Here is a 10,109-nt window from a genome sequence, read left to right on the forward strand (position 1 = left end):
CCTCCCCCGCGTCGAGGATCCCGGTCCCAGGCCCCGCGAGCCGAATCATGCATTCGGACCAACTGCTCGACTTCCTCCACCACCGCTGGTGGACGTACTCGCCCCGGTCGGCGACCTGGATCGAGCACGCGACCCACGGCTTCAACCTGTTCGAAGGCGCGGCCTGGACCGTCTTCGCCGCCCTGGTCCTGGCCCGGTTCGTCCGCCACCGTCGATCCTGGGTCGAGGTCCCCTATGCCCTGGCCTTTCTCACGTTCGGGCTGACCGACTTCCGCGAGGCGTCCGCGCTCGACTCCTGGCTGATCGCCCTCAAGGCGGTCAACCTCGTCGCGCTGTTCGGGTTGCGACGTTGGGTCATCCGGCGATGCTACCCGGAGAGCCGGGTCTACTGAGCCGCGCGAGGGGCGGCCCAATCGTCCAGGTCCCAGACCACGATGGCTCCGCCTGTCCCGCCGACGGCGGCACGGGCCCCTTCGCGGGAGAAGACGGCCGCGATCGGCGTCGGCACGTCCCATTCGTAGCTTCGGAGCCGGACGCCGGCTGCGTCCCACAGCGTCACCCCGCCCTCGAGGTCCCCGGTCAACACGCGCTGGCCGTCGGCGGAGATGGCCAGCGCGGACACCGTCCCCTCCACCTGGAAAGTGGCCGTCGCCGACCTGGCGGCCAGGTCCCAGACGGACACGGAGCCCTTGTCCGCCCCGGTGACGACGGCCGTGGGCCCGTCGGCGACGTCGGCGAGGAAGTAGCCGGGCGTGGGGATGCGGGCGATCGCCTTGTAGCGAGCGTCGCGATCGAACACGCGGAAAGCCCGCTCCCCTTTCTCGGTCAGCCAGCGGCCGCCGGGCGAGAATTGCAGGTCGAACGCCCACCCGGACTTCACCCGGGCCACCGCTTCGCCCCCCGGCAGGGCGCTGACGAGCGTCACGGCGCCCTCCATCCAGGCCACCGCGACCCCGCCCGGGGCGACGGCCGTCCAGACGTTGCCGGCCCCCCCGTCGCGGCTCAGGACGGACGCCGGGCCGCTCGCCCCGACCCGGGTGACTCGCACCTCGCCGGACTTCTCATCGAAGGTGGACGCCCACTCGCCGTCCGGGGAGAGGTGCAGGACGCGCTCCGTGAGCATCCAGCCGGGGGGCGTTTCCAGACCGTCCCAGGCGGCGACGGTGAACGGATCCCACTGCGTACCCCAGCGCGCGACCAGGGCCGGGCCGGCCGTCGGGAGGGCCAGTTGCAGGTAATCGATCCGCTCGGTCGGCATCTCGATGCGCGTCATCCGCCTCTCCGAAGGGTGCTGCTGGGGCGGGGCCTCTTCGCACCGGGAACCATACCTTGCCAGGGGCCGCCTCGACCCGCGACCCACGGATTCGTCGCCGGGCCTCGTCCCCATTGGGCGATCCCGGCGCATCCTCTCTTCAAGCGATGCCGCGCGTCGCGGCCGTCGCGAGGTCGCCCCGCCGGCGTTCGAGGACGTGACGCGAGACCACGAAACGCGCCGAACGAAGCCAATTGCGAGGGCTGTTTTGGAATGTCAAGTTGATTCTGGGTTGAGAGTTGCGTCAAATGGGTTCGTTTTCGGGTCGGCGCGGACGAAGCCAATTCTCGGGCGCTCTCGGCTCGGGGTCACCGGGCGGCGGCGGCGGCCTTGCGCGTCACGATCGCCCGCCCGGGGCCGGCTCCGCCGGTGAGGAAGAGGACGGCGGGGGAGTCGCCGTGGTGGCGGAGCAGGGGACGGAGGGCCTCGGGCTTCAGGTCGGTGGTCCGGTGCTTGACGGAGACGGGGCCGAGAGCCTCGACGTCGATCAGCTTGCGGAGCCGCTTCAGGTCCAGGGGGTGGACGCCCTGGATCTCGAAGGCTTCGAGCCAGGGGGTGGCGAGGTAGTCGTCGGAGGTCAGGTACGGCAGGTCGGCGGCGATCCGGCCGAGGTCGTGGGCGCGGGCGAAGGAGTCGAGCAGGCCGGACCGCGAGAGGGCCGGGTCGGGGTCGTAGAGCCATCGGCCGATGGGGGCGACGATCGGGTAGTCGCTCCAGGGCTGGTCGCCCATTCGGTCGGTCCAGGTGACGCCCTCGGGGAGCCGGGTCGCGCGGCGGCGGCACGAGGCGGCGGCGCCGAACCAGACGGTGGCCTCCTTGGCCTCGCCCCCCAGGCTGATGATCTCGACCTCGCAGTCGAACGCCTCGGCGAACCGGTCGAAGTCGCTCGCCGGGCCGAGCTTGATCGCCCCGCCGGGGATCCGCCTCATCAGGCCGTGGAGGAACTCCGGGCCGGGGGCGTAGCCGTCGGCGTCGACGGCCCGGCCCTTCCGGGAAGTCCGACGGTCAGGGTCGATGTGGACCCAGGCGCCGGCGGGGATCGGGAAGGTCTCGGCCCGGGCGCGGCAGGGGAGGACGCGGTCGCCCCGGTCGTAGACGTCGGCGTTCCAGGCCACGCGCCGGCCCATCCCCGCATCGAGGTCGACGGCCAGGACGTGGGACCGCTCCGCCAGCGCGACCGCGTCGCCGCCGATGCCGGAGCAGAGGTCGACGACCGCCGCCGCCTCGAACCGGCGGGCCTTGTGGACGGCGACCGCCTCGGCCGTCGCCTGCTCCAGACCGACCGGATCGAGCCACATCCGCTCGCCCCGCGAGAACTTGGGCGTCGCCTTGCGCCGGGCTTCCGCCAGCCGGAGGGCCGCCGCGACGGACTCCTGGTCGTGGAGCTTCCGCCAGCGGGACAGCTCGGCCGGGCCGGGCGACTTGACGGCCTGGGCCTCGGCGATCAGGGCCCGGCCGGCCTCGGAGGTCAGCAGCCGGAACTCGGCGTCGGAGCCGTCCGGGGCGCGGACTCGGCGATCCTGGGTCGAGCGTCCGGCGGCGTTTTCGTACAATGTCATGGTGATATCGCGAGAGCGGAAATCGTTTGCCGTATCCCCTTCCCCCCTGGTGGTGGAAGGTGGCCCGCAGGGCCGGATGAGGGGGACCATCAAGGCGGACGACGCGAGGTTTCGTCGGCGTCCCTGCCCGAAGCGGTCGCCGCCGGTCCCCGTGCTCGTGCCTGTCCCGCCCCTTCGAGCCACCTTCCCTCCGGTGGGAAGGACGTTTTGGAGTCGATCTTTGAGCGTCCCGCCATTGTACCCGCCGGTCCCGCCGATCGCCCGCGAGCCGCTCCGGATCGGCGGCGTCGCCATCCCCTCGCGGTTCTTCCTCGCGCCGCTGGCCGGCTACACGAGCCTGGCCTTCCGGCTGGCCGTGCGCGACCAGGGGGGGCTGGGGCTGGCGACGACCGACCTGGTCAACGCCCGCTCACTGATCGAGAAGCGCCGGCGGGCGCTGGAGCTGGCCGAGACGTCCGACGCGGACAAGCCGCTCTCGATCCAGATCTACGGCCAGGTCCCGTCGGAGATGGAGCAGGCTGCTCGCTACGTCGCGGAGAACGGGGCGACGATCGTCGATATCAACATGGGTTGCCCCGTCCGCAAGGTCGTGCGGATCGGAGGCGGCTCGGCCCTGATGGGCCAGACGGAGCTGGCGGTGGAGCTGGTCTCGGCCGTGGTGAAGGCCGCGGGCGTGCCCGTCACGGTCAAGATGCGGCTGGGCTGGGACGAGGAGACGCTGTCGGCACCCGGCCTGGCGCGGGCCTTCGAGCAGATCGGCGTGGCGGCGGTGATCGTCCACGGCCGGACCCGCGCCCAGGGCTTCTCGGGCTCGGTGAACCGCTCGGGGATCAAGGCGGTGGTCGACGCCGTGGACACCATGCCGATCGTGGCCAACGGCGACGTCCGCTCGATCGCCGACGCGGCCTCGATGATCGCCGACACCGGCTGCGCGGCGGTCTCGATCGGCCGCGGGGCGCTCGCGAACCCGTTCTTCTTCCGCCAGCTCGACCACTGGGTCCGCACCGGCGAGCCCGGCCCCGACCCGACGTTCGAGCAGCGGTTGGACTTCATGAGCGTCCACTTCCACGGCCTGCTGGAGCGCCGGGGCGAGCACTACGCCTGCCTCCAGTTCCGCAAGATCCTCAAGTGGTACTACCACTTCACCCGGATGCCCAAGAAGTTCTACCTGGAGCTGATCAACCTCCGATCCTCCGAGGTCTTCGACCGCGCCGTCGCCCAGATCCGCGGCGAAGGGCCCAGCTCCCCGCTCCCCGGCCACTTCGAGGCCCACGTCCCGGTGCCGTCCGGGCCGATCGAGGCGTGGTGAGGCGGGGGCGGATCGACTTCGCGATGGTTAGGCGGCCTCTCCGCCCGGCGGCATCGGGATCCGACCGACCGCGTCGCTGGTCGTCATGAGCCAGTCGGGGTCGTCCGATCCGTAATCGCAGTAGGCGATCGGGAAAGCCCCTCGCTCCGCCGCCCCGAGCATCTCGACGTACCAGCCGGCGTAGGCCCAGTCGCGACCCAGCCCGGCGCGGGCGATTTCGGGGCACCTCTCCAGGAACCGGGCGGCCAGGGCCTGCACCGTGTCGTGCCGGGCGTCCTCCCAGCCGAAATATGCGTCTTCCTGGCCGCTGCCGTAGTGGATGCTGTCTCGGTGGAAGTCCCGCATCATCGCCCCGTGGGACTTCAGGATGTTCCCCGCGTGGGTGACCCCACATCGCCAATACATGCCGCTCGGGGCCATCCCCGGGGCGATCCGGATCCGCTGGTAGCCGATCTTGTGGAGTTCGTGGACCATCCTCAGCACGCGGAGGGCGCGACGGTAGGTCTGCTGGATTTCCGGGTCGGTGTCCATGAATGCTCGCCTCCTCCATCTTCGACCAGGGACGGCGTCCCTCGCCGCCCGGACCTCCATGGTATCCGGGCGGTGCCGGCGCGTGCGTCCTTGAATCAGGCGTCCGACCAGCCCTAAGATCGGTTGACGCTGTCGAGGCCGATCGAGGCGAGGTAGGGGCTGCTCGGATCGGGTGATGGACATGAACGACCACGACGCCCTGTTGGCCCGCTGGAAAGCCCTGACCGGGGACGACTCGCCGAACCCCTGGACTTTCGACCATCTGGCCGGCTTCTTTCAGAACTTTCGTCCCCTGGGCGCGGGACTAGCGCATGCCTTCGAGGGGGTCGCGGGGGCCGACGAGATCCTGCCCCGGCTCCTGGAGGTCTTCCGGGCGACCGCGGAAGGTTGGTCGGGCGTTGACGGGACATACGACGCCTACTTCCTCGTCAGGCGTCCTCCCCCGTTGGCCCCTCCGCATGCCATCGAGCTCCTTCGCCGTCATCTGGAGAACGTCAAGGCCATGGCCGTGGCGCTCGGCCGCCATGATCTGACGGCGATCCTCGATCCCGCGCCTCCCGTGACCGTCGCAGCGGGCGAGCCGCCTCGGCCGCCGGGACACGACGCCGAGACGATGATCTACGAGGTCGTCGGCGACTACATGGGGTCGCTGAGCCCCCGAGAAAGCCCGATGCTCCGCATGGGCGAGGCGTTCTGGACGATCGCCTGCGATCCCAACCTGGGATACCACATCCTTTGGCCGCTGTATCGCGACTCGGGGAGCATCGAGGAGCCGTTCGCCCCCTATTTCGAATTGTGGAAGCACGGGGCCGCCTACCGCTTCACGGACGACGGCGACGTTCGGCTCCACACGCCCGGCTGACCCCGGGTCGCCATCAGGCCCGTTTTCTTTCCAAGGCTCATTCTCTAAGATGAGGTACGACCGATCGGATCGACGGCCCGTCGCCACTCGGGCCGCGTCTCTCTCTCCCGTTCCCGCCACGTCGGAAAGGACGCACGCATGGCCACCGCCACCGAGCCTCGCCGCGGCAAGACCGCGGCCTCGTACCAGACCAAGCTCCTGATCGACGGGCAGTTCCGGGACGGCGTGGAGGGCAAGACCTTCGCCACGGTCAACCCGGCGACCGAGGAGGTCATCGCCCACGTCGCCGAGGGGACCGCCGCCGACATCGACCTGGCCGTGAAGGCGGCGCGCAAGGCGTTCGACTCCGGGCCCTGGTCGAAGATGGACGCCCGCGACCGCGGCCGGCTGATGTACAAGCTCGCCGACCTGATCGAGGCGAACATCGACGACCTCGCCGCGCTGGAGTCTCTGGACAACGGCAAGCCGCTGAAGGAGGCCCGCCACGGCGACCTGCCCTTGGTGGTCGACTGCCTCCGCTACTACGCCGGCTGGGCCGACAAGCTGACGGGCGACACCATCCCCGTCCGCGGGAACTACTTCTGCTACAGCAAGCGCGAGCCCGTCGGGGTGGTCGGCCAGATCATCCCCTGGAACTTCCCGATGCTGATGGTCGCGTGGAAGTGGGGCCCGGCGCTGGCCGCCGGCTGCACCATCGTCATGAAGCCGGCCGAGCAGACCCCGCTGACCGCCCTCCGCATGGGCGAGCTGGCGATGGAGGCCGGCTTCCCCGCCGGCGTCATCAACCTCGTCAACGGCTTCGGGCCGTCCGCCGGCGCGCCGCTCGTCGCCCACAAGGGGGTCGACAAGATCGCGTTCACCGGCTCGACCGAGGTCGGCAAGATCATCATGAGCGACGCGGCGAAGACCCTGAAGCGGGTCACGCTGGAGCTGGGCGGCAAGAGCCCGAACATCGTCTTCGCCGACGCCGACCTCGACGCGGCCGTCGACGGCGCCATGCTCGGCCTCTTCCTCAACCAGGGCCAGTGCTGCTGCGCCGGCAGCCGGCTGCTGGTGCAGGAGGAGGTCTACGACAAGATGGTCGACAAGCTCGCCGAGGCGACCAGGCGGCGGAAGGTGGGCGACCCGTTCGCGGCCGACACCGACCAGGGCCCGCAGATCGACGAGGCCCAGTTCAGCAAGATCCTCGGCTACATCGCCAAGGGGAAGGAGCAGGGGGCCCGGTGCGTGGCCGGCGGCGAGCGGGCCGGCGACAAGGGCTTCTTCATCCAGCCGACGGTCTTCGCCGACGTGCAGGACCACATGGACATCGCCGTCGACGAGATCTTCGGCCCGGTGATGCAGGTGCTGAAGTTCAAGGACGTCGACGAGGTCGTCGCCCGGGCGAACTCGACCGACTACGGCCTCGCCGCCGCCGTCTGGTCGCGCGACATCGCCAAGGCCCACTCGGTGGCCGACCGCCTGCGGGCCGGCACCGTCTGGATCAACTGCTACGACGTCTTCGACGCCGCCGCCCCCTTCGGCGGCTTCAAGTCCAGCGGCATCGGCCGCGAGCTGGGCTTCCAGGCCCTCGCCAACTACACCGAGCACAAGACGGTGACCGTCTCGATGCGTTGACGGATCGGCGGCCGTCGGGCCGATCGGCTCGCGTGGACCCCTTTGCGGCCCCGCGAGCCGAGGCGTGCCAGCGAGTGAATCATCGGAGAGCCCCGGCGTGGCGATCGACACCTACCCCGTCGGGCTCCTCCTCTTCCCCGGCTGCATCGCGGCGGCGCTCGGCGGGCTGGCCCTGGCCCGCCGCTCGCTCCACCGTCACGAGCTGGAGAAGATCCAGGACGTCGCCAGCTATCTCTACGCGGTGGTCGGCACGCTCTACGCCGTGATCCTCGGCCTGATCGTGGTCGACTCGATGACCAAGTTCTCCGAGGCCCGGCTGACCGCCGAGGCCGAGGCGAACGCCCTGGCCGATATCGCGCTCTTCGCCTCCCGGCTCCCCGGCGACGGACCCCACCGCGTCCGGGAGCTGGCCGAGGCCTACATCCGCAGCGTCACCGACGTCGAATGGCCGCTCATGCAGCAGGGCCGCGGCTCGGACGAGACCCGGCGGCTCGCCATGAGCCTGTCGCGGACGCTCCTCGCCTTCGAGCCCGCCAACGAGCGGGAGGCGGCGATCTTCGGGGCCCAGGTGGAGGCCGCCACCCAGTTCTGGAACAGCCGCCGCACCCGCATGGTGATCGCCTCCCAGCGCGGGCTGCCGCTCCTGGAGTGGGTCGTCCTGATCGCCGGCGGGGTGATCACGGTGGTCTTCACCTACCTGTTCAAGCTGGACGACTTCCGCCTCCAGCTGGCGATCACGGCCCTGCTCGCCGTCGTCATCGCGCTGAACCTCTACCTGATCCTGATGTTCGCGTCCCCGTTCTCCGGCGACGTGAAGATCAACCCGGACGGCTTCGCCCTGACGCGCATCACGCTGCAAGAGATGCTTGAGGACTGATCCAGCCCGGGCGTCCTGCGTACTCGATCATGGATCGAATCCTCACGCGCCGGGACGACGGGGCTGAGGGTCGAAAGACGACCGCGGCGGAGCCGGCATGGGGACTCGGCCGGCGTTGGGAAGATACGGCCGTCGCCGCTCGGTTCGGTCGGCTTGAAGGTGGGAGCGTCGAGGGCGAGGGGAAGGCTCTCGGCCTCGAATTGAGTTCGCGCGAGGCGGCGAGACGACGCGAGGGGGGCGGGCTCGTGGAGCGCCGCCCCCCTCGGGTTTCCGGTGGTGGAGGATCAGCGGGCCTTCTTGGCGGGCTTCGCGGGCTTGCCGATGAGCTTACCCTGGTCTCCGCGGGCCATGGGGTCGGAGACCTTGGACAGGTCGATGTTCTGCGGCATGCCGGCGGAGAGGTCGCCGTCGGAGCCGCCGCAGCCGCAGAACAGGGCGGCGGCGAGGGCCGTCGCGGCCAGGGATGCGGGCGTTCGCTTCGTCATGAGCCGTAGTCCTTGCGATGGGCCGCCGATCAATAGGCGTCGGAGCTGATGACCTCGCCGCCGGCCCGGGTGCCGAGGGCCCACCAGGGCTGCTGGCCGACGGTGTCCTTGATGAACTTCACGGAGCCGTCGGCCATCGCCATGTTGACGCCGCCGGGGTGGCTGCTCGTCGGGGGGATGGAATCCTGCGCCGAGCCTTCGTTGCCGTTGAACGAGTTGCTCGCGGAGCAGGTCATGCTGTTGGGCGGGCCGACGTGGTTGTAGCGGTTGACGACGTAGTACCAAGGGTAACCCACGGTCCACAGCCGGCCGTTGTAGTTCGCGACGCCGGTCGTCGTCGGCGGCAGGGCCTGGCAGGCGGCGAGCAGCGCCAGGGTGGTCGGAGTGCCCGGGGTCGGGTTGTTGATCGTGACGGCCACGCCGGTGGGGAAGATGCCGCGCTTGCCGTCGGACGTCTTCCCCGGCCTGACGAGCTGGCTGGAGTTGAGGCCGATCAGCCGCTCGCTGAAGAGCGCGGTGTTGGAGGTGCCGTCGGTGATCGCCTCGAGGCCGATGGCGTTCGTCCCCGGGGCGTTGGTGCTGTCGCCCCAGTCGGGGGACAGGATCGTCCCGGTGAACGTCCGGTTCTCGCCCGGCCCGCCCCAGTTGCCCACATAACCCAGCGAACCCCAGGGCGGCGCGACCCGCGAGCCGGCCCCGTCGGAAGGGCAGACATAAGCGGCGACCTGTGTGAAGCAGACAGTCGTGTTCGCCCCCAGCCCACCGCCCGGATCCACGTACGAGAACGCGAAGTTGTACGCGTTGTACAGGGGCTGCTGCTCGATCTGCGGCAGGATGCAGACCGTCCAGCAGTAGCTCCACTCGTTGGCCCCGTTCCCCTGGATCCCCTTCACCGAATACGCCGTGGCGGTGGGGAAGAGGTCGCCCAGCGGCAGGACGCTCTGCTGGGAGACGTAGTTGTGCACGGCCAGCCCGAGCTGCTTGAGGTTGTTGACGCACTGGGCGCGTCGGGCCGCCTCGCGGGCCGACTGCACGGCGGGCAAGAGGAGGGCGATGAGGACGGCGATGATCGCGATCACCACCAAAAGCTCGATCAAGGTAAATCCGCGACGCCTCGGCATGGGCGAGTCCCTTCGTCTGATTCAGACGGATCAATTACGTCGGATCGGTGCCCCGGCACGACTCCGGGCTACCTACTTAGGAGTTAAGACCTTAACTCCTAAGGGCGACAATTCCCAGGCTGAGGGCTTCCAAAAATGGATATCCCACGAATTCGTGGATGTGGGCTCGCTCCGCGACGTCCCGCAGGCCTTCTGCCGCTCTGGGCGAGCCCGCATCGTCGTGATCGCGTCGCGCCGGGCGTCGCCGGATCACGCCCGAAACGCCCGCCTTCAGCCCTGGACCTCGATTGAGACCGGGATGCGGACGGGCTCGGAGCCTCGGGCCGTCAATTCCTGGATCGCGGCCATCGCCGGCGTGGGTGGGACTCGGCAGATCACCCGGAACGCGACCCGGTCGAGGCGGGCTCCGGGGTGCTGGTCGGCGAACCCCTCGTCC

The 10,109-nt window shown here is 70.0% G+C and carries 10 protein-coding genes; 5 read left to right on the forward strand and 5 right to left on the reverse strand.

The features are described from left to right. The first annotated feature begins 47 nt into the window (after positions 1-47). Positions 48-392: a hypothetical protein gene (locus G6O68_RS27880; protein WP_165252343.1), complete on the forward strand. Its 345-nt coding sequence runs from the start codon at positions 48-50 to the stop codon at positions 390-392. Here the strand turns inward: G6O68_RS27880 and G6O68_RS27885 are convergent. Beyond that, entirely contained in the window at positions 386-1,273 is an 888-nt protein-coding gene (locus G6O68_RS27885; RefSeq protein ID WP_165252344.1) for a WD40 repeat domain-containing protein, read from the reverse strand. The genes G6O68_RS27880 and G6O68_RS27885 overlap by 7 nt on opposite strands. Before the next feature lie 347 nt (positions 1,274-1,620). After that, positions 1,621-2,871 carry a class I SAM-dependent methyltransferase gene (locus G6O68_RS27890; RefSeq protein WP_165252346.1) on the reverse strand — a complete coding sequence of 417 codons (1,251 nt, stop codon included), beginning with the start codon at positions 2,869-2,871 and terminating at the stop codon, positions 1,621-1,623. Between the two features lie 220 nt (positions 2,872-3,091). On the opposite strand from G6O68_RS27890, the gene dusB reads away from it, so the two are divergent. Continuing rightward, the gene (dusB, locus tag G6O68_RS27895) at positions 3,092-4,180 is read left to right on the forward strand and encodes a tRNA dihydrouridine synthase DusB (RefSeq protein WP_240911535.1); all 1,089 of its coding nucleotides are present in this window, start codon (positions 3,092-3,094) and stop codon (positions 4,178-4,180) included. Positions 4,181-4,207: 27 nt separating this feature from the next. Here the strand turns inward: dusB and G6O68_RS27900 are convergent, their stop codons facing one another. After that, positions 4,208-4,711 (reverse strand): hypothetical protein, encoded by a 504-nt coding sequence (locus G6O68_RS27900; protein ID WP_165252350.1) that lies wholly within the window; start codon positions 4,709-4,711, stop codon positions 4,208-4,210. 175 nt (positions 4,712-4,886) lie between these two features. Here G6O68_RS27900 and G6O68_RS27905 point away from each other — a divergent pair, with 175 nt between their 5' ends. From G6O68_RS27905 to G6O68_RS27915, 3 genes are all read left to right on the forward strand, one after another. Continuing rightward, positions 4,887-5,573 (forward strand): hypothetical protein, encoded by a 687-nt coding sequence (locus tag G6O68_RS27905; protein ID WP_206108231.1) that lies wholly within the window; start codon positions 4,887-4,889, stop codon positions 5,571-5,573. 138 nt (positions 5,574-5,711) lie between these two features. After that, on the forward strand, positions 5,712-7,190 hold the full coding sequence (locus G6O68_RS27910; RefSeq protein WP_165252354.1) for an aldehyde dehydrogenase family protein: 1,479 nt from the start codon (positions 5,712-5,714) through the stop codon (positions 7,188-7,190). 97 nt (positions 7,191-7,287) lie between these two features. Beyond that, positions 7,288-8,067, forward strand: coding sequence for a bestrophin-like domain (locus G6O68_RS27915; protein ID WP_165252356.1), 780 nt, complete (start codon positions 7,288-7,290; stop codon positions 8,065-8,067). A 284-nt stretch (positions 8,068-8,351) separates the two neighbouring features. Here the strand turns inward: G6O68_RS27915 and G6O68_RS27920 are convergent, their stop codons facing one another. Then, complete coding sequence (locus tag G6O68_RS27920; RefSeq protein ID WP_165252358.1) at positions 8,352-8,552, reverse strand: hypothetical protein; 201 nt, start codon at positions 8,550-8,552, stop codon at positions 8,352-8,354. A 29-nt stretch (positions 8,553-8,581) separates the two neighbouring features. Next, positions 8,582-9,673, reverse strand: a complete 1,092-nt coding sequence (locus G6O68_RS27925; protein WP_165252360.1) for a DUF1559 domain-containing protein — start codon at positions 9,671-9,673, stop codon at positions 8,582-8,584. Positions 9,674-10,109 lie beyond the last annotated feature (436 nt).

It is taken from the genome of Paludisphaera soli (assembly GCF_011064595.1).
In the GTDB taxonomy this organism is placed as follows: domain Bacteria; phylum Planctomycetota; class Planctomycetia; order Isosphaerales; family Isosphaeraceae; genus Paludisphaera; species Paludisphaera soli.

What these genes read in the sequence shown, in the direction of transcription:
- G6O68_RS27880 (WP_165252343.1), top strand. Translation starts at nt 48, where the DNA reads ATGCATTCGGACCAACTGCTCGACTTCCTCCACCACCGCTGGTGGACG.
- G6O68_RS27885 (WP_165252344.1), bottom strand. Translation starts at nt 1,273, where the DNA reads ATGACGCGCATCGAGATGCCGACCGAGCGGATCGATTACCTGCAACTG.
- G6O68_RS27890 (WP_165252346.1), bottom strand. Translation starts at nt 2,871, where the DNA reads ATGACATTGTACGAAAACGCCGCCGGACGCTCGACCCAGGATCGCCGA.
- G6O68_RS27900 (WP_165252350.1), bottom strand. Translation starts at nt 4,711, where the DNA reads ATGGACACCGACCCGGAAATCCAGCAGACCTACCGTCGCGCCCTCCGC.
- G6O68_RS27905 (WP_206108231.1), top strand. Translation starts at nt 4,887, where the DNA reads ATGGACATGAACGACCACGACGCCCTGTTGGCCCGCTGGAAAGCCCTG.
- G6O68_RS27910 (WP_165252354.1), top strand. Translation starts at nt 5,712, where the DNA reads ATGGCCACCGCCACCGAGCCTCGCCGCGGCAAGACCGCGGCCTCGTAC.
- G6O68_RS27920 (WP_165252358.1), bottom strand. Translation starts at nt 8,552, where the DNA reads ATGACGAAGCGAACGCCCGCATCCCTGGCCGCGACGGCCCTCGCCGCC.
- G6O68_RS27925 (WP_165252360.1), bottom strand. Translation starts at nt 9,673, where the DNA reads ATGCCGAGGCGTCGCGGATTTACCTTGATCGAGCTTTTGGTGGTGATC.